The following is a 23,755-nucleotide window of genomic DNA, read 5'->3' as shown; positions in this document are numbered from 1 at the left end:
GACGCCGGTTGTTTCGGCGCCGTCTACAGAAGGAGAAGGACATGCTCGGTCTCGGCATTCTCGGATGGATCATTATCGGCGGGCTGGCCGGATGGATCGCCAGCAAGTTCATGAAGACCGATGCTCAGCAGGGCATTCTGCTCAATATCGTCGTGGGCGTGATCGGCGGCCTGATCGGCGGTTTCCTGCTGAAGCTCTTCGGAGTGGACGTCGAAGGCGGCGGTCTGTGGTTCAGCTTCTTCACCTGCCTCGGCGGTGCGGTGATCCTGCTGTTCCTGGTCAATCTCGTGACCGGACGTCGCGCAGTGCGCTGACGCTCGGCCACTGCACCGGCGGGGTGCGGTCATCCTTCGATGGCCGCACCCCGCTGCGTTGCCGCCAGCGGCAGTGCGACATCCTCGAGCGATTTCCCCTCGGCGTCGACCGCGAGCACCCGGGCGATCACACCACCGGCGATCATGATCAACGCGGCGAACAGGTATCCGAGGAACAGCCGGACCGGTTGCGAACCGTCACCGATCAGCGCACCGTAGATTGCCGGGCCGAGCGCACCGAAACACTGTGCGATGGCGAAGAATACGGCGATCGCCTTCGCGCGCACCTCCAGCGGGAAGATCTCGCTCACCGTGAGATAGGCGGAACTGGCGCCCGCGGAGGCGAAGAAGAAGATGACGCACCAGCACAGGGTCTGGGTGATCGCATTGAGCACGCCGGCATAGAACAGCCCCGCCGAAATCGCCAGCAGCACACCGGAAAGGATGTAGGTACCGGAGATCATCGTGCGCCGGCCGAGGGTGTCGAAGAGGTGCCCGATCGCGAACGGCCCGATCAGATTTCCGACCGCGAAGGCGATCAGATAGATGGGCGTGGCCGAGGACGGCACATCGTAGAACTTCCCGAGCACCAGCGTGTAGGTGAAGAAGATCGCGTTGTACAGGAACGATTGGCTGATCATCAGACTCGCACCGAGGATCGCCCGCGACGGATACTCGCGGAACAGCACGCGCGTCAGCGCCACATAGCCGATCTGCCGGGTGGGCTTGATCTCCATGGCCCGGGACTCGTCGACCGGCGGCACGGTCACCCCGGTCGCGGCCACTTCCCGCTCGATCTCGGTGATCGATTCCTCGGCCGCCTCCGCATGCCCGTGCATGATCTGCCAGCGCGGGCTCTCCGGAAGATGGCGGCGGACGAACAGAATCCCCACGCCCAGCACCGGGCCGATCAGGAATCCGAGCCGCCAGCCCACCGACAGGCTCATATGATTGAGCAGGATGTAGGTGCCGATCGTGCCGATAATCGCACCGGCCCAATAGGTTCCGTTGACGGCGATATCCACGCGCCCGCGGTAGCGCGCCGGAATCAGTTCGTCGATAGCGGAATTGATCGCCGCGTACTCGCCGCCGATGCCCATGCCGGCGATGAAGCGCGTGAGATACAGGAAAAGCACCCAGCCGGCGCCGCTGCCGAGCGTGAGTGCGGTGAGTCCACTGCCGATGAGGTAGACGGCCAGGGTGACCAGGAACAGTTTCCGCCGCCCGAGCCGATCGGAGAGGTTGCCGAACAGCAGCGCGCCGACCACCTCGCCGGCCAGATAGACGGTCGCCACCAGCCCGACCGCGGTCGAGGACATATGCAGCGTCTCGGGTTTGGTCAGCGTATCGGCGACCGAGCTGGCCACCGTGATCTCGAGTCCGTCGAGAATCCACGCCACACCGAGCGCGAGCACCATCCGCGTATGGAACCTCGACCACGGCAGCCGATCGATCCGCGCCGGAATCAACGTCCGCACCACACTGTTTCCGGCTGCGCCGGACACTTCCGCCATGACGACTCCCGAGTCCGAACCGTAGGTTTCGTCTACCCGGACGTACCACCGTCAAACAGTCTGCCCAGCAGTTCGCTCAGCGGCGCGCAGCGACACCGCCGCGTCGAAGGAAATCCACGGGCTCAGTGCTCGCGAAGGACGCTCAGTGCTCGCGAAGAACATTGAGAATTGCGGTCAGGCCGATCAGCAGACTGCCCCCCGCCACCGCGGAGGTGGTCCAGGACTGCGTCATGACGGCAATGCCGCCGATGAAGAACAGACAGGCCGCGAGCGCCAAAAGGGCAGTTCCCCAGTCGATTCCGACGATACGGGTGGAACTTCCTCGTGTCGTTGCCATAACCATGAGATACCCATCCGCTTGTTATCAAAACGTTACTATCGAGGAATGCCGGCCAGCCTGGAGGATTCGTCGGCGCGCTGAACAGCCAGTTCGACGGTCCGAACCGCCTGGTTGCGAAGCTTGTTCAGCTGCACTCGTTCGGTGTCGGGGTAGCGGGTGGTGTCGCATTCGACGGACAGGGCTCGTACGCGCCGGCGCAGGCGAGTGGCGCTCTCGAAATCGAGCGGTCGTTTCGCGGTGGCAACTGCGGACTTCAGCCGCAATCTCAGCTGTTGCATCTCACCCTCCTCGGATTGCGTGTCTTCCCGGAGGGTTGCCAATACGGACAGCATCGAAACCGCTTCTGCACCATCGGTATCTGCGGGACCGACGGCCGACGGTGCTACGCCGCGGGTATCCGCAGGTGAATCGTCAAAAGGATGTGGTCGGCCGCGGTGCGCGTCCGCGCACCGACCGGCGGCAGCATCGGCAACTCTTCCATGAGCTGAACCGCCAGGGCTCGCAGCTTGGTATTCGTCTCCTGGGAACGCCATTTCAGCACCCGGAACGCCTGATCCGCGGTCAGGCCGTAGACCACCATGAGCGCGCCCTTGGCCTGCTCGATCACCGCCCGGTGTTCCAGCAGCTCGGGAAGCAGCTCGTCGAGGACCTCATTGCGCTGATCGGCCAGTTTATCGGTCAGATCGACGTAATAGCCCTCCGTGGCGAACACCTCACCGGACTCGTCGGCGACCGCGTCGGACACCACCAGGACCTGATGTTCCTTCCCCGCGGTATCGATGATGCGATGCTGACTCGAGAAGGGCGCGTGATCGTGCAGCGAGGTGACGAGCACCTCCTCCACCCGCTCGCGATCGTCCGGATGTTTGTGCGACAGCAGCAGTTTCGTTGTAGGCGTGACCTCACCCGGCTCATAGCCGTGCAGGCGCGCCACCTCGTCGGACCATTCCCAGCTCTGATCGGCGAAGCGGAATCGGAACGAGCCGATCCCCTGTGCTTCACCTGCCGCGATCACTGCCTCGACCGCCGCCATATCGGCCCTGTCCGAGCGGCCGTCACCCTCTGCCATCAGCACAGTATGAGGTGTCCAACCGCCTGGTCGCACCGGTATTCGGGTGCGGCGCACGGCGGTCTTTCGATCTTGGTCTGATTGAGCCGGCGGTTCCCGGGGTACTCGATCGACCGTCCCACTACGAAAGGATTCGGCAGTGCCGGAACCCAGAACGAGTACCTTCGATGCGAAGCAGCAGCAGATTTCCGAAGACGTGTTGCGCGCCACCGTGATCGACCTGATCGACCTGTCACTCATCGCGAAGCAGGCACGCTGGAACGTCATCGACCGCGACCTGGACCCCATTCAGGCCGCGCTCGACGAATTGGTTTCCGTGGTGCGCCGATTCACCGACGCCGCGACCGGACGCGCCGCCGCGCTGGGATTCAGCAATGACGGGCAGGTGGTGACGGTCGTCGAGGATTCCGGGGCGCTGGCACTGCCCGACGGCTGGCAACTCGGCAATGCCGTCGTGGAGGCCATCGTCGACAATCTCACCATCGTGATCGCGCGACTGCGCGGACGAACTCAGGCGACGAGGACGAGCGATCCGGCGACCCGGGATCTACTCGTGGGCATTGCCGCACGGCTGGAGCAGCTGCGGTGGATGTGGCAGGCGCAGCTGGCCATGGCGGCCTGAGGCAGGACGCGCGATGGTCCCGCCCGTTCGACGGGCGGGACCACTATTGCGCTGTGTCACAGGCGAATACAGGCGGAGGGCCGCCATTAATCGATGTTCGGATTGATGGTCCGGTCGATGGCGTCGGTGAAGTCCGGCAGATCTCCCGGATTACGCGAGGTGATGAGTATCCAGCCGTCTTCGGGCGAGAGCACCACCGGTCGATCGACCCAGGAGCCCTCGGCATTGACGATGTCGGTGCGCAGCGACGGATACGAGGTCAGTGTTTTACCCGGAAGCAGATTGGCTTCCACGAGCAGCCAGGGGCCATGACAGATCGCCGCGATGGTCTTGCCCGCGCCGGCGAACTGCTGGGCCAATTCCACTGCCCGATCCGACAATCGGAGTTTGTCCGCATTCACCGTGCCGCCGGGAATGACGAGGAGGTCGAAGTCGTCGGCTTCGATATCATCGAGCGCCTTGTCCGGCTGGACGACGACATCCTTGTCGACATCGTGCACGAAGGTCTGCACATCCTCGAGCTTCGGCGCCGCATGCGTCACCCTCGCACCGGAATCGCGCAGCCAGGCAAGTGGTGTCAATAACTCGTCTCGCTCCACACCGGTATTCGAGGTGATGAACAGAACACGCATATCACTGAGCTGATCGGTCATCCACGAGCTCCTTCCGCTGTTCGAACGCGATATCTGCGGTCGTACCCGGACAGTCGCCTCGCAAACGTCGCTCCGGTCACCGCCGCCGGGGGATCTCGTGGAACCCGGCGGGTGTCTCGATATGGCTCGAGCCGCCGCCGGGGCGGTTGTGCCTCGCATGCGGTGCCGCGTAAACGGGTGGGGCGAACTGGATTTCGGCCTGGCGGCCCGCGGTGACCACGGTGGCCTCGCGCTCGGGTCCGCGCCATTCGCAGATCCACAGCCGATTGAACACCACCACGCCCGGACGACTCTGATCGTCCAGGGTGACCTGCACATCATTACCGCTGTACTCGCCCCAGATCGCCCACCACATCGCCTGTGGTTCCTGCGGGATCGGTCCCGAGGCGCCGACCGCCATATCGTTGTGGCCCTGCCATGTTCGCCACGGTGGCGCCGCGGCGCCGGAGTCCGCGGCGCCGGCGGGGCGAATGCGGAAGTGCTGATCGGTCGGCCGCCACTCCACCCGCAGCCCGGATACCGGTAGCACTATCTCATCGCACTGCATCTTCTGCTCCCATCGGTCGGGTCCGAATGGTTGTCACGAAAAAGGTCGAAAGATGCCTGCGCCACAACGGTATCGGCTACTGGTACGGCGGGATCAGCATCACAGCCACATCCTTTGACTACCCATACCCGTTGTTATGAAACCGTGATGCCGCACGAAACTTCTTCGCATCGCCCCGTTTAGACCCGAATGATCCGGCTATAGCAACACAAGCGCCGGGTCGCCCGGCGCGCCGTCCATCTCAAGGAAGTGTCATGATCATTCTCGGTCTGGTCCTGCTCCTTGCCGGCATTCTGCTCGGCATACCGCTTTTGACGACCATCGGAGTTGTACTGCTCGTCGCAGGCGCCGTGCTCATGGTGCTGGGTTCGACGGGGCGCGCGGTAGGTGGTCGGAGCCACTACTACTGAGCCTGATTTCCCTCACGGTTCGCAACGGGGCCGGGCAGCATTGCTGCCCGGCCCCGCGACTGTTTCGCGACACCGCACTGTTTCGCAAGACTGTGACGGGCTATACCCGAACCATGACTTCGCTATGGCTGGATGACGCCCAAGTCCCGGCCCGGCTACGGCTCACACCCGGCTCCCGGTTCGATACCGTCGTAATAGGCGGCGGTATCACCGGATTGGCGACGGCCCTGCTGCTGGCCGAGAACGGTGTGGAGGTCGCGGTCCTGGAAGGCCGGCGGGTCGGGGCGGGCACCACCGGCGCGTCGACCGGAAAAGTCAGTCTGCTGCAGGGAACCCGCGCCCAGCGGATTCGCCGGCGGCACGGTGAGGACACCCTGCGCGCCTATATCGACGCCAATCGTGCTGGGCAGCAATGGCTGATGCGGTACTGCGAGGAGCGGACGGTGCCGGTGCAGCACGAAGCGGCACTCACCTATGCGCAGAGCAAGGCCGAAACGTCCGCTGTGCGTGCGGAATTCAAGGCAGCACAGGCCGTGGGAATGCCGGTCGAACTGCTCGGCGAGATAGACGCCCCGTTTCCGTCCTACGGTGCGGTGCGGCTCGAGGATCAGGCGCAGCTGGACCCGATGGCGCTGCTGGCGGCCCTCGCGGTCGATATCGAGGGGCATACCGCCTCCATCTTCGAATCCACCCTCGCCCGAAATGTGCGCTCGGGCAAGGACAACGACCTGATCATCGAGACCGAGCACGGCGATCTGATCGCTCGCACGGTCGTCATCGCCACGGGCACACCGATACTCGATCGCGGCGGGTTCTTCACCCGGCTCACCGCGCAGCGTTCGTATCTGACCGCCTTCGCGGTGACCGAACCGGTTCCGCACGAGATGTTCCTCAGCGCGGGCTCCCCCACCCGGTCGCTGCGGTACACGCCGTCGCCGGACGGTGACGTGCTGCTCGTCGGCGGCAACGGTCATACCGTGGGCCGGGAATCCTCGCCGCGGCTGCGCGCCCAGGAACTGATCGAATGGACCCGAACCTGGTGTCCCACAGCCGAACCACTGCACTCCTGGTCCGCCCAGGACTATCTGCCCGTCGACGAACTGCCCTATGTGGGACCGCTGCTGCCGGGCCGCGACAATATTCTGGTCGCCACCGGATACGCCAAATGGGGACTGACCAACGGCGTGGCCGCCGCACTGGCCATCGCGGGCCGGGTGACCGGCAAACCGCCCGCCTGGGCCAGAACCTTCGCCAGTTGGCGACCTTCTGAGCTGCGGTCACTTCCCGCCGCCGTCACCTCCAATGTGACTGTCGCACACCGGCTACTGTCCGGCTGGCGTCGAGCGGCCGGTTCCGCTCCGGCCGCCTTGCCCGCGGAAGGCTGCGGCCGGGTCGAGCGCCACGGCCTGGTTCCCACCGCGGTCTGCACGGTGGACGGGCAGACCACCGAGGTATCGGCGATCTGCCCCCATCTGGGCGGCATCCTGACCTGGAACGACGCCGAACGCTCCTGGGACTGCCCGCTGCACGGCTCCCGCTTCGGTCCGGACGGCACCCCCATCGAGGGCCCCGCAACCCGCCCGCTCCAGCAGTTCCTGCAGCCTTACCCCAGCTCACAGTTCACCCAGCTGTGAGCGCGGGCAGCCGCTCTCCGGCGAAAGTTGATCTAGACCGGTTCAGCCCGCGATCCGCGGGTACCCGAATCTCATGACCGATACAGAGCTCCCCCGCAGCCCGCAGCATTCCGCGCGGCCTCAGCCTGCCGGTATCGCCGAATCGGTTCCGCCGATCCCGCCGCCGGACCCGATCCCCTCGACCCCGGACCCTGTTGTGCCCCAGCCGGATCCCACGCCGATCCCGCCGACCCCGCCGTCGCCGGGCCCCGTGGACCCGCCACACCCCCTCCCGGATCCGGGCGAGCCGAAACCACTGCCGGAAATCGGATAGCGCGGCCCCGCCGGGCGCTTGGATCGAAACTTTGTTCGACTCGAGGTAGTCTGCCGGACCGTGCCAGAACTCGACCCGATCGTCGTCGCTCACCTGCAGATCAGCGAGGTGCGCCGGCGACTGCTCAAGGCTGCGATGTTCGGCAAGCACCTCACCCCCGACCAGCTGGAATACATGGCCGAACAGCTCGCGGAGGGATTGCGGCTCTACGCCCCGACGGACACGCATTGACAGTCCCACCCGCACCGAGCACTGGACGCTGCCGCGTCTAGCGCCCGTTCGCCGATGCCCGCGCGGCGGCGATCAGCGCGTCGATGAGGTCCCCGGGGGTGGATTGCGGCCACACCACCGCGAGCGGAGTCGGCGCTATATCGACGATGGGGACCAGGGCCACGCCCGGGCACAGTGCCCATTCGGCCATCTGCCGCGGTGCGAACCAGACGCCGCGGCCGCGGCGCAGTTGGGCCTGGCAGTCCTCCAGCGTGGGCACCACGGGACCGCGGACGGCCGGGCGGCCGTCGGGTCGCGGATCGACAATGCGGTGGCTCAATGCCTCGGGCGAGGCGAAGGCGTCGACGATGATCACCGGATCGTCGGCGAGATCGGCCAGGGTGACCGATTCCCGATCCGCCAGGCGATGATCTTCCGCCAGCAGGACGACACGGGGGTCGTCTCGAATCGGCTCACTCAGCAAGCCGGGGTCTCCGGTCGGCAACCAGAGGATCGCCGCGTCCGAGGCGCCCGCGTGCAGGCGCTGCATGGCCTCGATCGGGCGCAGTGCGGTGGCCACCTCGATTTCGATGCCGGGATCGGCGGCTTCCATCGCCTTGGCGACCTCCACCGCGAACAGTGTGATCGTGTAGGCGGCCGACACCACGCGCAGCCGCCGCACCGAACCGGCGACGGTGGCGCGGACCCGGCGCGCCAGCTCACCGAGATCCGCCAGCAGAGCGGGTGCGCCCGAAGCCAATTCGACGCCGGCCGCCGTCAGGCTGATACCCCGCGAGGTCCGCACCAGCAGCATCACGCCGAGCGCACGTTCGAGCTGCTGAATGTGTGCCGACAGGCTCTGCTGCGTAATGTGCTGGGTGGCAGCGGCTTCGGTGATACTGGAGGCCCGGGCCACCGCCAGGAACGAACGCAGGTGCCGCAGGTCGATAGTGTCGATCACCCGCCGACAATATCGATCCGCGCGCCGTCGAGCCGCGTCAGAACATGGCGCCGTTCGCGCGCACCGTCTGCCCGGACACCCACCCGGCCTCCGCGCTGATCAGCCAACCGACCACCGGCGCAATATCTTCGGGCAGGCCGAGCCGCCCGCGCGGGCTGTGCTGCGATGCCGCGGCCATCGACTCGGGTGTTTCGGCGCCGCGATAGAAGGAGTCGTCGACCGGTCCGGGCGCAACGGCATTGACGGTGACGCCGCGGCCGCCGATCTCCTTGGCGAGCGCGAGCACCATGCGCTCGACGGCGGCCTTGGAACCGGAGTAGAGGCCGTACGGCCCGGTCATCACGGAGGTCAGCGTCGTGGACAGCACGACGTAGCGGCCATTGTCCGCAATGTGGCGCGCGGTGGCGCGCAGGGTGTTGAACGCGCTGCGGGTATTGAGATCGATGAGGTGATCGAAGTCCGCGTCGGTGAAATCCGCGAGCGGCTTCTTGATCACGGCCCCGGGCGTGTGCACCACGATATCGAGGTGGCCGTGGCGCGCCACCACACCTTCGAACAGGGCGTTCACATCATCGGAGCGGCGCGCGTCCGAACGCACGGCCTCCACGGCCACGCCGTGCTTCTCCAATGCCGCGAGCGTCTCCTTGGCCGCGGCATCGTCATTGGTGTAGCTGATCACCGTGGTGGCGCCGCGGGCGGCGATATTGTCGGCGAAGGCCGCGCCCTGATTGCGGGTGCCGCCGATCACCAGGGCCACCTTGCCTTCGAGATCACGAGTCGTGAGAGCAGTAATCGTCTTGTCCTTCCACGGGTTTCGGGCCGGAATCGGGCCCGTCACCATCGTGGCCGCCGCGCCGATCGAGCGGAAACAGAAAGAATCGATGGCACCCACAGGCAATGCCTGTGCCCGGCGCGAACGTGACCCTTGCCACTGCTGGTACGTGAATGTACCGTCATGGTGGTACATCGAAGTACCAACGCAGGGAGTGGCGTATGACCACCGTCAGATTGCCCGAGGGACCGACCACGCCGGGCTTCGTACAGGGCTTGAAGATCTTGACCGGGCGCACCCGTGCATGGCGGGGCATGCATGAGCGCTACGGCTCCGCGTTCACCGTGCAGCTGCCCAGATTCGGCCGGACAGTGGTGCTTTCGGAACCGGCCGAGGTGAAGGCGCTGTTCACCGCGAGCACGGAGCTGGTCGACAATATCGATGTCAACCTCGGGCAGTTCCTCGGTCCCGGATCGCTGTTCTCCCTCGTCGGCGAGGAGCACCGCAAACAGCGCAAGCTGCTCGCGCCGCCGTTCCACGGCCGCCGCCTGGCGGTGTACGAGTCGCTCATCGAGGAGGAGGCGGTGCGCGAGATGGCCTCGTGGCCGTCGGGTCGCGAATTCGCGACCATGGAGCCGATGATGCGGATCACGCTGAATGTGATCCTGCGCGCGGTGTTCGGCGCCGAGGGCGCGGAATTCGACCAATTGCGTGAGCTGCTACCGAAATTGGTGCTCGTCGGTTCGGCGCTGGCGGCGCTGCCGGTACCGCAGAAATTCCTCGGGCAGTACGGTCCCTGGGCTCGATTCGCGGCGCACCGCCGCAATTACGACGAGATCGTCGGTCGTCTGATCGAGCGTGCGGCGGCGGCCGAGGATCTCGCCGAGCGCGATGACGTGCTCGCCATGCTGCTGCAGGCCCGCTACGACGACGGCTCCGCCATGAGTCACAGCGATATCGCCGATGAACTGCTGACGCTGCTCACCGCCGGTCACGAGACCACGGCGACGACCCTGGCCTGGACGGTCGAGCGGCTGCGCCGGCATCCGGAGTTATTGCGCCGCTTGGTATCCGAGATCGACGCCGGTGGCTCCGAACTGCGTGAAGCCACCCTGCTGGAGGTCCAGCGGGTACGTCCGGTCATCGACTCGACCGGGCGCAAGGTGCGCGCGGAGACGCTGCAGCTGGGCCGGTGGACGCTGCCGAAGGGGCAGAACATCGTGGTCAGCATTCGGCTGATGCACGATAACGAGGAGCTCTTCCCGAATGCACGGGCCTTCGATCCGGACCGCTTCGCCGGGGTGCGGCCGGGGACCTTCAGCTGGATTCCCTTCGGCGGCGGCGCCCGCCGGTGCATCGGCGCGGCCTTCGCCACCATGGAGCTGAACATCGTCTTGCGCACGCTGCTCAGGGATTTCACCCTCGAGCCGACCGATGCGCCCGATGAACGCACCCACTTTCGCGGTGTCGCGCTGGTACCGGCGAAGAAGGGTCGCGCCGTAGTGCACCGCCGTACTCCCGCGCCCAGCACACCCGCGGCGGCACAGGCCACCGAGGTGACGGTGTGACCGAACTGCGCCACGACCGAAACCGCCCGTACGAATTCAGGAGCTTTGATGCCCCGAGCAGCTAGACCACTGTCCGGCCACCCCGTCATGATCACCGGCGCCGCCTCGGGCATCGGCCGGGGCCTCGCCCAATTGCTTTCCCGCCGTGGATCTCCCGTGGCGATCGCCGATATCGACGAGACGGGGCTGAAGCAGACCGCCGCCGGATTGCAGGGTCCGGTGCTGCTGCGGGTGCTCGATGTGCGCGATGCCGGCGATCAGCTCGCCTTCGCCGACGAGGTCCGCGAATGGCTGACCGCACCGCTGGCGGCGGTGTTCAACAATGCCGGGGTGGCGGTGTCCTCTTCGGTGCTCGACTCGGTCCCCGAGGACGATGAATGGTTGCGGCGCATCAACTTCGACGGTGTCGTCAATGGCACGCGCGCGTTCCTGCCGCTGCTCGTCGAGCAGGATCGCGGCGTCATCGTCAATACCTCCAGTGTGTTCGGGCTCGTCGGCATGCCCTACCAAAGCGCCTACTGCGCGGCGAAATTCGCGGTGCGCGGCTTCACCGACGCACTGCGCCAGGAACTTCGGGGCACCGGCGTCTCCGCGGTGAATGTGCACCCGGGCGGCATCACCACGAATATCGCCCGCAATGCGCGGGTCCGCAAGGATCCGGAAGGTCGCGGGCGCAGCAGGGAGCAGATGGCCGCGGAATTCGAGGCCATCACCCTCACCTCACCGGAGAAGGCGGCCGAAATCATCTGTCGCGGAGTCGAACGCGGTAAGGCACGCATTCTCGTCGGCCCGGACGCCTACGCGTTCGACGCGCTCGCGCGGGTGTCCCCCACCCACTACTACGACATTATCTCGGTGCTGGAGCGGCGACTGCGCACCCGTGGCAAGGCGGAGGTGAACGCATGACCGACCATGTCGATGTGCTGATCGTCGGGGCCGGGCTGTCCGGCATCGGCGCGGCCCACCATCTGCAGTCCGCGTTTCCCGACCGGACCTACGCGATCCTGGAGGCGCGCGAGCGGATCGGCGGCACCTGGGATCTGTTCCGCTATCCCGGCGTGCGGTCGGACTCCGATATGGCCACGCTCGGTTACCGTTTCCGGCCGTGGACCGCGGCCGAGGCGATCGCCGACGGGCCGTCGATCCTGCGCTATATCCGCGATACCGCCGCCGAGACCGGTATCGATCGACGAATCCGGTTCGGGCATAGGGTGATTCGCGCGTCCTGGTCCTCGTCCGAGGCACGCTGGACGGTACAGGTCGAGCATGACGGCACCACCTCGGTACTGACCTGCCACTTCCTGTACCTGTGCAGCGGCTACTACCGCTACGACCAGGGATACACCCCCGATTTCGCAGGCACGGAAGAGTTCCGGGGACGGATCGTGCATCCGCAGCAGTGGCCTGCCGACCTGGACTACGCCGATAAGCGCGTCGTCGTGATCGGCAGCGGCGCCACCGCGGTCACCATGGTTCCGGCCATGGCCGAGACCGCGGCGCACGTCACCATGCTGCAGCGGTCGCCGACCTACATCCTGTCCGCGCCCACCGAAGACGTTGTGGCAACCAAGCTTCGGGCATTGCTCGGGCCGCGGCGCGCCTATGCGATCACCCGGTGGAAGAACGTCGCGATCAGCACGCTGATCTATCAGCTCAGTCAGCGACGACCGGAGATGATGCGAAAGTTCATCCGCACCCAGACGGTCAAACAGCTGCCCGAGGGTTATGACGTCGACACGCATTTCAATCCCGCCTACGGGCCGTGGGATCAGCGGCTGTGCCTGGTTCCCGACGCGGATCTGTTCCGATCGCTGCGCGCGGGCGACGCCTCGGTGGTGACCGACCATATCGACCGCTTCACCCCGGACGGCATTCGCCTGCGCTCCGGCGCCGAACTACCGGCGGACATCGTGGTGACCGCGACCGGTCTGCGGCTGCTCGCCCTCGGCGCGATCGAGCTCGAGGTCGACGGGCGCACCGTCACACCGCCGGAAACCATGGCCTACAAGGGAATGATGCTCGGCGGCGTGCCCAATTTCGCCTTCACCATCGGCTATACCAATGCCTCGTGGACCTTGAAGGCCGACCTGGTCGGCGAATTCGTCTGCCGCCTGCTGCGGCATATGGACGCCCACGGCTACGACCGGTGCACACCGTGGCCGGACCCGTCGGTCACCGAAACACCGCTGCTGGACTTCCAGGCGGGGTACGTACTGCGAGCCCTCGACCACTTCCCCAAAGCCGGGTCCAGGGCGCCGTGGCGGCTGGGCATGAATTACGCCCAGGACGTGCTCACCCTCCGGCACGGCCGGATCGAGGACGGTGTTCTCCGTTTCACGGCCCGGTCCACCGCGGCCGCGCCGCCGATCACCGACTTCGCACCCGATGATCGCGATCCGGAACAGGTGACGGCCTGAGGAGGTCGCTAATCTGACACTTGTGACACGCGCCGAGCTCGCACCCACCGCCGCCGAGGCCACGCCGGAATCCGGATTCCGCCGGCGGCTGCTCGACGCGATGGCCGATGCCGTCCGCGCCCGCGGCTACCGGGATGCGACGGTGGCCGATGTGGTCCGCAATGCCCGCACCTCCCGCCGCACCTTCTACGAGCACTTCACCAGTAAGCAGGACTGCTTCATCGCCCTGCTGACCGAGCGGAACAACGAGACGATCCAGCAGATCTACGAGGCGGTCGACCCGAATGCGTCGTGGCGTACCCAGGTGCGCCAAGCCATCGAGGCCTGGATCCACGCCTCGCAGGCCGATACCACCATCACCCTCGCCTGGATTCGCGATACCCCGTCCCTCGGCGAAAGCGCACGCGAACTGCATCGCGCCGCCGCCGAGGCCTTCATCGAACTCATCCAGACCCTCACCACCACACCGGGATTCGAGGATCCGCAGCTGCACCCGCCATCCCGGCAGATGGCGACCATCCTCTACGGCGGCTTCCGGGAACTCATCGCCTCCACCGTCGAGGAAGGCCGCGATATCACCGAGATCATCGATATCGCGGTGGACACCGCGCTGGCTCTCGTCGGACCCCGCTACGCACCCGGTAGTTGAGAGCATTCGGTAGTTGAGAACCGTTCTCAGACCGCATCTTTCACAGTTGTTCTCTCGACCGGCCTGGGCCAGGGGATGTACACCGGAATGTAGCGGCCCATCGCGACGGCGCCCAGGACCGAGACCGCACCGATGGTCAGGACCGCACCGGCCAGCGGTCCGACCGCCGCCAGCCCGCTGACCGCCAGCGGTCCGACGAAGTAGCCGCCGTCGTGCGTCAGCCGCCACGCCGCGAGGAATTCGGCACGCGTGGCGGCCGGGGCGATATCGGCGCCGATCGTCATGATGACACCGTTGCCGATGCCATTGCCGATACCCATGATCACCGCGGCGATGCCGAGCGTGCAGGCCGAATAGGTCAGTGGCACAGCGAAATAGCCGAGAGCCAGAATGATCAGCGACGGCACGGCGATGAACCGCCTGCCGTAGCGATCCATCACATGCCCCGCCGGGTACGAACACACGACATCCAGCCCGGCGCCGAGGCCGTAGATGAGGCTCGCGGTCGCGGCACTGACGCCCAGGTGATCGGCCCACAGCGGCAGCACCGCATCACGGGAGGCACGCGCGGCGCCCATGAGCAGCGATCCGGCGCCCAGGGTGAGCAGCAGGGTGTGATGGGCCCGGCCGATGGCGACCAGTGACAGCGGCGTCTGCGGCACCGCACCGGGCGGCGCGCTCTGCGGATCCGGCAGGCGGGCCATCAGATAGCCCGCGAGCACGATGGCGATCAACTGGACGATGAATCCGCCCCGGGCGCCGAATCCGGTGATCGCGGCCGCGCCGAGGATCGGGCCGAGGAAGAAACCCAGCCGCATGGCGCCGCCGAACAGCGCCATCGCCCGTGCTCTGCGCTCGAAGGGCACCACCTCCGACAGGTAGCTCATGCGCGCGAGTCCCCATATCGCATTGGACAATCCGACGATCGTCAGTCCCGCGCACAGGATCGGCACGGTCGGGGCGAACAGGCACAGCAGTACCCCGATCACCCCGGCGGTGCACGCGGCGACGATCGACATCCGCTCGCCGAGCCTCGACACCACCTGGCCCGCGGGAATATCGCCGAGCACCTGCCCGAGTCCGACCAGCGCGACGGTCAAGCCGGCGACGGCCGGTGAGGCACCCAGATCGAGCGCGGTCAGGGTCATGACCGGCGCGGCGGCTCCCATCCCCACGCCGTATGCCGAGGCGGGGACATAGACGGTGAACAGCAGCGGCCGCAGCGAGCCCGGTGCGGCCGCCTCCTGCGGGCGAGCGATCATCGGGCAACTCGAATATTCGCCGGCACGAGTGCACGCCTTTCCCTGATCGGTGATCACTGTCGACCCACTGTGCGAATGCCGGAGACGCCGGGCAAGATCGTTTCCACACCGTGGAAATCGCCGTGATCGCAATTCCGGCGGCCGATTGGGTTCGCGGTGATCGCAATCCTGTTCGGCCGCAGCTCGATCCGGTTGGGTGTCTGATATGACGACGCAGCGGCGGGCCGAAATCCAAGCGGGCGAGCAGATCTCGTGACGGTGCAGATCAGCAATCTGTCGTTTCTGACCCCGGGAAACTATCCCGACGACGATCCGTACAGCGGGCTCGAGGACACACTGCAGCTGTTCGAATACGGCGAGCGGCTCGGCTTCGGCGGCGCCTGGATCCGGCAGCGGCATCTCGAACACGGTGTCGGATCGGCGGCGGTCTTCCTGGCCGCGGCCGCGCAGCGCACCAGTCGAATCGAATTGGGCACGGCCGTGATTCCGATCGGCTACGAGAGCCCGTTCCGGCTGGCCGAGGATCTGTCGATGGCCGATGTGCTGTCCCGGGGCCGGTTGCAACCGGGCTTCAGCGCGGGCACGCCGCCGCATGCCGAACTCATCGGGAGCCTGGTCTTCGACGGTGACTGGCGCAGCTACGACCTGTCGCACGGGCGGATCGAACGACTGATCGACAATCTGCGCGGCGACTATCTGGGCGATGCGGAGGCGGTGATCCACTCCCCCGGCAATACGCAGCGGCCCCGATTGCAGCCGCACAATCCCGGTCTGGTCGACCGGCTCTGGTACGGCGGCGGCAGCGGCCGCTCGGTGCGCTGGGCCGGGAAGAACGGGCTCAACCTGCTCAGCGGCAATATCGTGACCGGCGAGCACACCGACGACTTCGGCACCGCGCAGCTGACCCTGATCGAGGAGTACCGCCGACTCGTCGATCCGGCCCGCCCGGCCCGGGTCGCGGTGGGACGGGTGATCGTGCCGTTCGACAGCGCGGACCGCGCCACCCGCGAGCGCTACCGCCGATACGCGGCCTCCCGCCACGAGCGAACCCTCGCGCCCCAGGGCGAACGGCGCGTCCTGTTCGCCCCGGATCTGGTCGGCACCGCGGCGCAGATCGTCGAGCGGCTGCGGGCCGATCCGGTACTGGCCCACACCACTGAGCTGCGCCTCGAGCTGCCCTACGAGTTCCATCGCGAGGATTACGAACAGATCCTGCACGATGCCCGCGAGCTGATCGCTCCGGCCTTGGGCTTGCCAGTTTGAACAACATCGGGTTGGGTATCAGCTAAGTCGCAGCAAGTTTTGAGCAGATCATTTCCCGACACCGAGGAGAGATCGTGGCGAAAACAACGCTGGATTCATTGATCGGTTGCACGATGTACGACACGGCCGGCGAGCAGATCGGCCGGGTCGAGAATTTCTACGTGGACGATGATTCGGGTGAACCGACCTGGGCGGTGGTCTCCACCGGGATGTTCGGTGAGCATTCGCTGGTGCCGCTCATGGGCGCCGAATATCGAGCCACCGACGCCACACTGCGGGTACCGGCCACGAAATCGCAGGTCGATTCCGCGCCCCACCTGGATCACGACGGCCGTATCGAGCCGCGTGCCGAACAGGAATTGCTCGCGCACTACGGCGCCGACCGCCGGCGGTCGGGCGCGGACAGGACCGGGCGGATCCAGCCCGGACCCGATGCGCCCATGACCACTGGACGCTCCGATCCGAATGCCGTACTGCGCGAGCAGGAGCGGCTGATGAGAGGCAATGAGCAGGCGGTCTCGGACACCGTTCGCACCGACCGGTTCGGCACCGGAATGCCTGGGACAGGCGCGAATTCATAGCACGGTAGGCACATCCCCTTCATGCATCAGGAGGAATCATGGAATGGCTACTGGGTCTGCTCGGCGGCGTGATCGGAGGTGGGATCGGCGGCGCCAAGAGCCCGTTCGGTCCCGCTGTCAGCGGTGGCGCCGGGGCGATCGGCGGCGGCATCACCGGCGCGATCATCCAGGCTGCCACCGGTAGTGGATTGGACTTCGGTCAGATCCTCGCGCAGGTCGGCGGTGGCGGCGTGGTCGGCGCCGTGGTCGCCGCGGTGATCGGATTCGCGACAAAGCCCAAGGCGAGCAATATCCGCTGATTCTCGGACGACTCTCGTGAGGAGCTCTTCGATGAAACGCTGGAAAGGATCGATCACCAGGACCGCGGCGGCGCTCGGCTTGTTCGCCGCCTCGTGCACCGGTGTCCTGCTCGCCCCGACGGCCTCGGCGCAGCCGGCCGGTGCGGACGCGGCGATCAGCGCGCATTACAGCGAAAAGGGCGGCGCATCCTCGCCGCTCGGCGAAAAGGTCGGCGCCGTATACGCATTCGGATCGGACGGCGCGGCGCAGGACTACAGCGGCGGAAAGATCGTCTACTCACCGGAGACCGGTGCGAAGGTGATGTACGGCGCGATTCTCGACAAGTATCTCGCCCTCGGCGGCGCGGACGCGGGCATCGGCTATCCGACGAATGACGAATCGGACGCGCCGGTGGCGGGCACCGCCCGCTTCAGCGAGTTCTCGGCCGCCGACGGAGCCACCATCGAGTGGAGTCCACAGAACGGCGCCTGGCTGGTCCGGGGACCGATTCGGACCGCGTGGTCGCATCTGCACGCGACCGACGGGGCGCTCGGCGCTCCGGCGAGTGACACCACACTGGCGAACGGTGTCTACAGCCAGACGTTCCGCGGGCAGAACGGCACTCCGGTCGATATTCGCTGGAGCCAGGCCGATGGGTTCGTCACCGTCCCGCCCGATATCGCCACGCAGCTGAGCGGTCTCGATGTCTCGGCGCCCGGTGCGCCTCCCGGAGCATCGGTGGCCACTCCGGAGCAGTCCTCCGGGACCGCGGCGGATACCAGCTCGAGCGGCAGCTCCAATAAGAAGTGGTGGGCACTGCCCATCGGTCTCGTAATCGCCGCTGCGGCAGGCGGTCTCGCCGCCATGGTCACACGCGGCGGACGCGGCGGCGGCAGCGGGACGCCGAGGCCCGCCTCGACCGGTATGCCCGCGGCGAAGGCGCCGGCCATGGCCGGCGCGGGCGCGATGGGCGCGGGCGCCGGAATGATGGGCACCGCGCACGGCTCGCATCTCGCGACACCGCGTGAACGTGAGCGCGGTTTCAGCGGCGCCTGATCAGTTCCCTCGAGGGCGGAGTACTCGGTAACGGGTGCTCCGCCCTCGGCATGTTCGGGCCCGCAATCCTGACGGAGTTGCACCGAACGCGAGTGCCGTCGATTACGTGCCCGCCGGTCGGTCCGGGCGCGTAATCTTGATTTCTGATATCCATGCCGGTCTGTCGCTTAGGAGGACAAGGCATGTCGAATCGAATGCTCGTATCGAAATCCCTTGTGGGATGTGCGCTTATCGCGGCGGTGCTCACCGGATGCGGCGTATCGGCCAAGGAACCGGAGACGGCCCACCCCACAGTCACCGCCGCGGGTACCGACGCCACGCTGACGCAGGCCGTGACCGATGCCTACCAGCGCTTCTTCGACGGCTCCACACCCGCCGACCAGAAGATCGCGGTGCTGGAGAACGGCCAGAGTTTCGCCGATACCATTCGGGCACAGGTGGATTCACCGATCGCCAAGGGCACCAAGGCGACCGTGTCCAGCGTGACCGCCGCCGGGGCCGACAAGGCGAATGTGGTGTACACCGTCTCGTTGAACGGCACGCCCGCGCTGCAGGATCAGCCAGGCAATGCGGTGCGGACCGACGGCACCTGGAAGGTTTCGGCTTCGACGTTCTGCGCGCTGCTGACGCTCGAGACGCAGGGCAAACCACCCGCGCCGTGTAGCGCGTCGACCACGCCGACCAGCTGATATGCGCGCCACCGGGACAATGGCGGCCGGTGTGGCGCAGCGGCCGGGCATCGCGCTGGCCACCGTCACCGCGGTGCTGTTCGTGACCTTTCTCGATACCACCGTTGTCAGTGTCACGCTCGGCGATATCCAATCGGATCTGCACGCGGGGGTGGTGTCGCTGCAGTGGGTGGTCAATGCGTACACCCTGGTGTTCGCGAGCCTGATGCTCACCGCCGGATCGCTGGGCGACCGCTGGGGACGGAAGCGGGTGATGATCGCGGGATTGGCGGTTTTCGCTGCGGGATCGGTGCTTTCGGCCCTCGCGACCGGAGTCACGATGCTCATTGTGGGCCGCGCGGTCATGGGATTGGGCGCGGCGGCGTCGGAACCCGGCACGCTGTCGGTGATCCGGCACGTCTTTCCCGAGCGGCGTGAACGCGCCCGGGCGCTGGGTGCGTGGGCGGCGGTCTCCGGTCTCGCGCTGGCGCTGGGACCGGTGATCGGCGGCGTGCTGGTCGGGGCGTACGGCTGGCGATCGGTGTTCTGGTTCAATCTCGCCGTCGGCGTGGTGGTGCTGGTCGCCGCGCTGCGGTACGTGCCGGAATCGGCCGATCCGCAACCAGGTCCGGTCGATATCGCCGGATTCCTCTCGGGCACAGTCTTTCTCGGGACAGTGATCTACGCGGGCATCTCCGGCGAGGAGGTCGGATACGGCGCGGCGTCGGTGGTGACGCTGTTCGTGATCGGCGGTATCGCATTGGCGGTGTTCATATTCGCCGAGATACGAGCGCGCAATCCCATGTTCGATTTCCACTATCTGAAGCGCCCGATGGTGCGCAGCGCGCTGATCGTGGCCTTCGCCGTCTACTTCGGGATCTTCTCCATATTCTTCTTCACGGCGCTGTATCTCCAAGAGGTGTCCGGGTATTCGGGCTGGCGCACGGCGGCGGTCTTCGCGCCCATGGCGATAGCCATTATCGTGGGCGCGCTGTTCGCGGGATTCTGGGTGGCGCTGCGCGGTTCGCGCACACCGATGATCACCGGCTGCGTACTCGGCGCGGCCGGCATTCTGCTCACCCGCCAAGTACTCGGTGTGACACCGGAATTCGTTCCGCTGATGCTGTCACTCACGCTCGCGGGGGTGGGTTTCGGCATTGCGGTGGTGCCGTTGACGTCGGCGGTGCTGTCCGGGGTGCCGCCCGAGCACTCGGGGATGGCGGCGGCCGCCACCAACACCATGCGCCAGGTCGGCGCGGTGGTGGGCGTGGCCGCCCTGGGCTCCCTGGTGAATTCGTTCCTCAATGCCGATCTGGTGTCTCGCCTGAACCAGCTGGGCATTCCCGCGAACTTCCAATCGATCGTGATCGATGCCATCAAGACCGGCCAGGTACCCGCGGGTGGGGATTCCTCCGCGTCGGCGGCCTACGGGCCGATCGTCGATCAGGTCATCACCGCGACCTACTCCGCGTTCCACCGGGGTCTCGAAGTGGCCCTGCTGGTTTCGGCGATCATGATTCTGGTCGCGGCGGTCATCACCGCGGTGTCCTCGCGCGGTGACCGCTCCGGATACGAGTACGAGACCTAGTGCTCAACGGTTGTACGGCTGCTCCTGGATCCAGCTGAAGCCGCGGTCCACCAGCGGGAAGGATTTCGGGTCCAGCTGGGTGAAGCGAGCGTGGATGCGATGGCCCGCATAGTCGTCGGCGTCGATGATCAGCTGGCCGGGGCCGGGCCACCAGTAGGTGAGACGAACTCGGACGGGGGTTTCCGCGTAGGTCCCCAGGGCGATGCGGTTGTGCAGGTCGATGAAGTGGCGCTTCGGATCGATGGCGCCGCCGTACTCCTCGAAGGAGTCATCCATGTGCTGGATGGTGAGCACCACCGGATCGGAAACGTGGAAGGGGCGGTCGACAACGATTCGGCGCCAGCGCAATTCGTCGGTGAGCAGCGGATCGCGGGCATAACCCTCCGAGGAGAAGCCGACCACCTGGTAGATGCCGTACAGCTCCGGGGTGGGGTGCGCCCACTGCCGCAGATTCTGCGCTCCGGTCACGGCCAGCACGCTTAGACCCACCACCAGCTGGGCCACCAGCGCGAGGCGATTCGCGCGCGCGGAGCCGAACAGCGGCACCGATCGGAGCGCGGGCGCGGCTCGATCGGAGAACAGCACCGCCAGCACCCGGCGAGCGCGCGGGGCGAGCAGGAACAGGCTCAGGAGCAGGAACTGTGACGACACCGTCTTCAGGCGGACGTCGTAGGTCATGTTCAGCAGGAATACCTGGGTCATATCCACCGCGCACAGCAGCGCACCCGCCGCCGTCGCGCGCGGCACCAGCAGCAGCACACCGGCCAGCAATTCCGCTGCGCCGAGCAGGATTTCATACGGCTGCGACACACTGACCTGCGACCACAGCACACCCTCGGGGCTGAAATTGCCGAAGGGCTCCACCAGCCGGTTCAGCACGAACGGCATCTGCGTCGGAATCGCCTTGGCCATCCCGAAATAGAACATCGCGATGGCGAGGACGAACCGCAGATACACCTGCGCCCACGCGAACAGGCGGGTGTAGTGCGTCCGCCGCCGATCTAGCACCGACCACACCACCGTGGCCGCCGCGGCGATCATCACCAGGAGAAACAGTGCGGTCCACTGGAATGCGCTGTCACTGCCCACCTGCACGCTGACCACGTGCAGGCCCAGCACGTGGGCGGCGGTCCATTCGATCGGCGGGCGCGCGAGGCGCAGGGCATTCAGCACCGACGTCCAGCCCGACCGAATACCCAAGCCTGCCAAGAGTATCGGCAGCAGGCCGAGCACGCCCGCCAGGCCGAACAGGCCGAAGTAGACGACGCCGAAGCGGAATCCGATGCGAGTCGACAGGTGCCAGTGCTCCGCCTCAGGGTCCCGTTGCGGAGCTGGTTCTTCCCCCGACGACTCCGGTTCTTCTTCCGCAGGTACCGATGGCAACTCGGACGCGTCGTCCGCGGTCCGTGGACGTCGCATCGCGACAGACGCGCCGAGCGCATCGATATCTACCACCGGAACCTTCCCCCTTCGGGAACACAGCTTCCCGATAGTAGGGGTGGCCGCTTAACAGGGACCGGGTGGTTCGCTTAAAAGACAGCCCGGTCTGGAAACGGCCGCGTCGATGTGGACTCAGTTGGCGGGCAACCGCTTTCGGGTCTGCTCCGCGCGACGTTCCAGACTTTCCAGGTGCTGGCGGGCGCGGCGCAGGGCTTCGCGGGTGGCACGTTCGGTGGCGGCCGTAAAACGGCGCTGATCCTCGGCGTGGGCCAGCTCGGCGCGCAGGGTGGTGATGCGGGATTCGCGCTCGGTCAGGTCGGCGGCGGCGGTGTTGTGGCCGGACTCGGCGGAAGTCAGTGCGGCGCGGGCGGATTCGATATCGGTGAGAGTCTGTTCGAGTTCGCGGCGTGCTTCGGCATGCGGGTCGCGGGCGGGCTTCGCGGGGCGCGGGGAGTCGCCGGTGCGGCGGGAGTCGGCTGCTGTTCGCCGCCCTTCGGACTTTTCCGATTCAGCGTCGCCGGATGCGCTGGGCCGGGCAGCCGGGACCGCGACGAGGGCGGCGGGGCCGAAACCGTCGTAACTGGCGGCGGCGCTGAGGGTTCCGGTGCGGACCAGGTCGGCGACGTCAGGATCGGCGAGAGCCGCCTGCAGTGTGCTGCCGACCTCGCGGAGCACGGCTTCGCCGGGACGCGGGCCGTGCGCGGCAGCCAGGTCGGCGGCCTTGCGCGTGAGAGTGCTGAGCAGCTGCTGCCGCTGAGTGGTGAGCGTGCGCAGCTGCTCACTCGACAACCGGCGCTGGGCCTCGCGCAGTGCGTCACCGAGGTCCAGGAGCGCACGAATATCCTCGGGCGCCGCGCGGACCAGTAGATTCACCGTCCAGGCTGCCACGGTCGGCCGCCGCAACTTACCGATCGCGGTCGCCAGCGCCCGGTCCCCACCGTCGCGCGCCTGCCGCGCCCGCTCGGTGCGCACCACCACGAATTCCGCGGGCGGCACACCGTAGAGCTCCGCCGCAACCTCGTCGAGCGTCATACCGCCCAACCCTACGACCTCATCGGACAGCGGTTCGCCGCGGCGCGAATCGACGTGCCCTCCGACCTCATCGGAGGCTGGTTCGCTACCGCGCGAACCGACGTGGCGGAGTCGGGGTTGCGCGAGGAGACTGGGGACGTAACGCTCGATTCTTCTTCAGGAGCAGATGCGATGGCAACCAATGGGCCTTTCGGGATCGACCCGGAAGAATTCGAACGTGCGCTGCGGGAGGCGGGGATCGATGTCCGGGACCTCATCGGAAAAGCCGGGGAGTACATCGACCGGGCGGGCAGCAATCCCCTGGCGTCGCTGCTCGGTCAGTTCATCCAGCCCGAACGCACGCGGCCGCCGAAACCGGAGGGCCCCACCACCGGTGAGACCGGCAGTGGGGTGTGGGCGATCTTCACCCTCGGTGAGGACGGCGAGGCCAGAGTCGACCAGGTCTTCCCGAACGAGCTCGAGGCTTTGCGCGCGCATCGCGACAACACCGACACACGCCGCCACGTCCGCTTCCTGCCCTACGGCGTCCCCGCAAGCGTGCTGGACGCGACCTGACGGTGCCGCACATCGCTCTAGCCGGCAGCACCGTCCGA

At 66.7% G+C, this 23,755-nt stretch carries 26 protein-coding genes and 1 pseudogene; 16 read left to right on the top strand and 11 right to left on the bottom strand.

The window, feature by feature from the left end; all coding sequences use genetic code 11:
* Positions 1-41: 41 nt before the first annotated feature.
* Positions 42-314 carry a GlsB/YeaQ/YmgE family stress response membrane protein gene (locus tag OG326_RS18400; RefSeq protein WP_327146517.1) on the top strand — a complete coding sequence of 91 codons (273 nt, stop codon included), beginning with the start codon at positions 42-44 and terminating at the stop codon, positions 312-314.
* Positions 315-343: 29 nt separating this feature from the next.
* Here the strand turns inward: OG326_RS18400 and OG326_RS18395 are convergent, their stop codons facing one another.
* From OG326_RS18395 to OG326_RS18380, 4 genes are all read right to left on the bottom strand, one after another.
* The gene (locus OG326_RS18395; protein ID WP_327145870.1) at positions 344-1,828 is read right to left on the bottom strand and encodes an MFS transporter; all 1,485 of its coding nucleotides are present in this window, start codon (positions 1,826-1,828) and stop codon (positions 344-346) included.
* Positions 1,829-1,970: 142 nt separating this feature from the next.
* Positions 1,971-2,165, bottom strand: a complete 195-nt coding sequence (locus tag OG326_RS18390; protein WP_327145869.1) for a hypothetical protein — start codon at positions 2,163-2,165, stop codon at positions 1,971-1,973.
* A gap of 38 nt (positions 2,166-2,203) precedes the next feature.
* The gene (locus OG326_RS18385; RefSeq protein ID WP_327145868.1) at positions 2,204-2,446 is read right to left on the bottom strand and encodes a hypothetical protein; all 243 of its coding nucleotides are present in this window, start codon (positions 2,444-2,446) and stop codon (positions 2,204-2,206) included.
* Between the two features lie 104 nt (positions 2,447-2,550).
* On the bottom strand, positions 2,551-3,201 hold the full coding sequence (locus OG326_RS18380) for a PAS and ANTAR domain-containing protein (RefSeq protein WP_327146516.1): 651 nt from the start codon (positions 3,199-3,201) through the stop codon (positions 2,551-2,553).
* Between the two features lie 175 nt (positions 3,202-3,376).
* Between OG326_RS18380 and OG326_RS18375 the strand changes: the two genes are divergently transcribed.
* A complete protein-coding gene (locus tag OG326_RS18375) occupies positions 3,377-3,859 on the top strand; it encodes a Dps family protein (protein ID WP_327145867.1) in 483 nt (160 codons plus the stop codon).
* Between the two features lie 86 nt (positions 3,860-3,945).
* Here OG326_RS18375 and OG326_RS18370 read toward each other — a convergent pair whose 3' ends face one another.
* Together OG326_RS18370 and OG326_RS18365 are read right to left on the bottom strand one after the other, a co-directional pair.
* Positions 3,946-4,512, bottom strand: coding sequence for a type 1 glutamine amidotransferase domain-containing protein (locus tag OG326_RS18370; RefSeq protein WP_327145866.1), 567 nt, complete (start codon positions 4,510-4,512; stop codon positions 3,946-3,948).
* Between the two features lie 76 nt (positions 4,513-4,588).
* Positions 4,589-5,059 carry a hypothetical protein gene (locus OG326_RS18365; protein ID WP_327145865.1) on the bottom strand — a complete coding sequence of 157 codons (471 nt, stop codon included), beginning with the start codon at positions 5,057-5,059 and terminating at the stop codon, positions 4,589-4,591.
* Between the two features lie 191 nt (positions 5,060-5,250).
* Here OG326_RS18365 and OG326_RS18360 point away from each other — a divergent pair.
* The 3 genes and pseudogenes from OG326_RS18360 to OG326_RS18350 all read left to right on the top strand — a co-directional run.
* Positions 5,251-5,469 (top strand): annotated as a pseudogene (locus OG326_RS18360) (hypothetical protein); the annotation flags it as partial.
* 113 nt (positions 5,470-5,582) lie between these two features.
* Complete coding sequence (locus OG326_RS18355; protein WP_327145864.1) at positions 5,583-7,103, top strand: FAD-dependent oxidoreductase; 1,521 nt, start codon at positions 5,583-5,585, stop codon at positions 7,101-7,103.
* A 373-nt stretch (positions 7,104-7,476) separates the two neighbouring features.
* Positions 7,477-7,647: a DUF6374 family protein gene (locus tag OG326_RS18350; protein WP_327145863.1), complete on the top strand. Its 171-nt coding sequence runs from the start codon at positions 7,477-7,479 to the stop codon at positions 7,645-7,647.
* Between the two features lie 37 nt (positions 7,648-7,684).
* Here OG326_RS18350 and OG326_RS18345 read toward each other — a convergent pair whose 3' ends face one another.
* A complete protein-coding gene (locus tag OG326_RS18345; protein ID WP_327145862.1) occupies positions 7,685-8,587 on the bottom strand; it encodes a LysR family transcriptional regulator in 903 nt (300 codons plus the stop codon).
* A 37-nt stretch (positions 8,588-8,624) separates the two neighbouring features.
* Positions 8,625-9,479 (bottom strand): SDR family oxidoreductase, encoded by an 855-nt coding sequence (locus OG326_RS18340; RefSeq protein ID WP_327145861.1) that lies wholly within the window; start codon positions 9,477-9,479, stop codon positions 8,625-8,627.
* Between the two features lie 101 nt (positions 9,480-9,580).
* On the opposite strand from OG326_RS18340, the gene OG326_RS18335 reads away from it, so the two are divergent.
* Genes OG326_RS18335 through OG326_RS18320 form a run of 4 tightly spaced genes read left to right on the top strand, consistent with a single transcriptional unit; the run spans position 9,581 to position 13,993 of the window.
* A complete protein-coding gene (locus tag OG326_RS18335; RefSeq protein WP_327145860.1) occupies positions 9,581-10,927 on the top strand; it encodes a cytochrome P450 in 1,347 nt (448 codons plus the stop codon).
* A gap of 48 nt (positions 10,928-10,975) precedes the next feature.
* On the top strand, positions 10,976-11,833 hold the full coding sequence (locus tag OG326_RS18330; RefSeq protein WP_327145859.1) for an SDR family NAD(P)-dependent oxidoreductase: 858 nt from the start codon (positions 10,976-10,978) through the stop codon (positions 11,831-11,833).
* Positions 11,830-13,344, top strand: a complete 1,515-nt coding sequence (locus tag OG326_RS18325; RefSeq protein WP_327145858.1) for a flavin-containing monooxygenase — start codon at positions 11,830-11,832, stop codon at positions 13,342-13,344. The genes OG326_RS18330 and OG326_RS18325 overlap by 4 nt, the downstream gene beginning before the upstream one ends.
* A gap of 22 nt (positions 13,345-13,366) precedes the next feature.
* Positions 13,367-13,993: a TetR/AcrR family transcriptional regulator gene (locus tag OG326_RS18320; protein ID WP_327145857.1), complete on the top strand. Its 627-nt coding sequence runs from the start codon at positions 13,367-13,369 to the stop codon at positions 13,991-13,993.
* A 26-nt stretch (positions 13,994-14,019) separates the two neighbouring features.
* Here the strand turns inward: OG326_RS18320 and OG326_RS18315 are convergent, their stop codons facing one another.
* A complete protein-coding gene (locus tag OG326_RS18315) occupies positions 14,020-15,255 on the bottom strand; it encodes an MFS transporter (RefSeq protein ID WP_327145856.1) in 1,236 nt (411 codons plus the stop codon).
* A 252-nt stretch (positions 15,256-15,507) separates the two neighbouring features.
* Here OG326_RS18315 and OG326_RS18310 point away from each other — a divergent pair, with 252 nt between their 5' ends.
* From OG326_RS18310 to OG326_RS18285, 6 genes are all read left to right on the top strand, one after another.
* Positions 15,508-16,518, top strand: coding sequence for an LLM class flavin-dependent oxidoreductase (locus OG326_RS18310; RefSeq protein WP_327145855.1), 1,011 nt, complete (start codon positions 15,508-15,510; stop codon positions 16,516-16,518).
* 74 nt (positions 16,519-16,592) lie between these two features.
* Positions 16,593-17,099, top strand: a complete 507-nt coding sequence (locus OG326_RS18305) for a PRC-barrel domain-containing protein (RefSeq protein WP_327145854.1) — start codon at positions 16,593-16,595, stop codon at positions 17,097-17,099.
* Between the two features lie 38 nt (positions 17,100-17,137).
* The gene (locus tag OG326_RS18300; RefSeq protein ID WP_297614267.1) at positions 17,138-17,398 is read left to right on the top strand and encodes a hypothetical protein; all 261 of its coding nucleotides are present in this window, start codon (positions 17,138-17,140) and stop codon (positions 17,396-17,398) included.
* Positions 17,399-17,429: 31 nt separating this feature from the next.
* A complete protein-coding gene (locus OG326_RS18295) occupies positions 17,430-18,434 on the top strand; it encodes an LGFP repeat-containing protein (RefSeq protein WP_327145853.1) in 1,005 nt (334 codons plus the stop codon).
* Between the two features lie 182 nt (positions 18,435-18,616).
* Positions 18,617-19,123: a hypothetical protein gene (locus OG326_RS18290; protein WP_327145852.1), complete on the top strand. Its 507-nt coding sequence runs from the start codon at positions 18,617-18,619 to the stop codon at positions 19,121-19,123.
* Between the two features lies 1 nt (position 19,124).
* Positions 19,125-20,690 carry an MFS transporter gene (locus OG326_RS18285; protein ID WP_327145851.1) on the top strand — a complete coding sequence of 522 codons (1,566 nt, stop codon included), beginning with the start codon at positions 19,125-19,127 and terminating at the stop codon, positions 20,688-20,690.
* A 3-nt stretch (positions 20,691-20,693) separates the two neighbouring features.
* Here the strand turns inward: OG326_RS18285 and OG326_RS18280 are convergent, their stop codons facing one another.
* On the bottom strand, positions 20,694-22,109 hold the full coding sequence (locus tag OG326_RS18280; protein ID WP_442791040.1) for a DoxX family protein: 1,416 nt from the start codon (positions 22,107-22,109) through the stop codon (positions 20,694-20,696).
* A 153-nt stretch (positions 22,110-22,262) separates the two neighbouring features.
* Positions 22,263-23,162, bottom strand: a complete 900-nt coding sequence (locus OG326_RS18275; protein ID WP_327145849.1) for a hypothetical protein — start codon at positions 23,160-23,162, stop codon at positions 22,263-22,265.
* 171 nt (positions 23,163-23,333) lie between these two features.
* Here OG326_RS18275 and OG326_RS18270 point away from each other — a divergent pair, with 171 nt between their 5' ends.
* A complete protein-coding gene (locus OG326_RS18270) occupies positions 23,334-23,717 on the top strand; it encodes a hypothetical protein (protein ID WP_327145848.1) in 384 nt (127 codons plus the stop codon).
* Positions 23,718-23,755: the final 38 nt, after the last annotated feature.

It is taken from the genome of Nocardia sp. NBC_01327 (genome assembly GCF_035958815.1).
Classification (GTDB): Bacteria; Actinomycetota; Actinomycetes; order Mycobacteriales; family Mycobacteriaceae; genus Nocardia.
The sequence above is the reverse complement of the archived record's forward strand: the minus strand, read 5'-3'. Positions and strand labels throughout refer to the sequence as shown.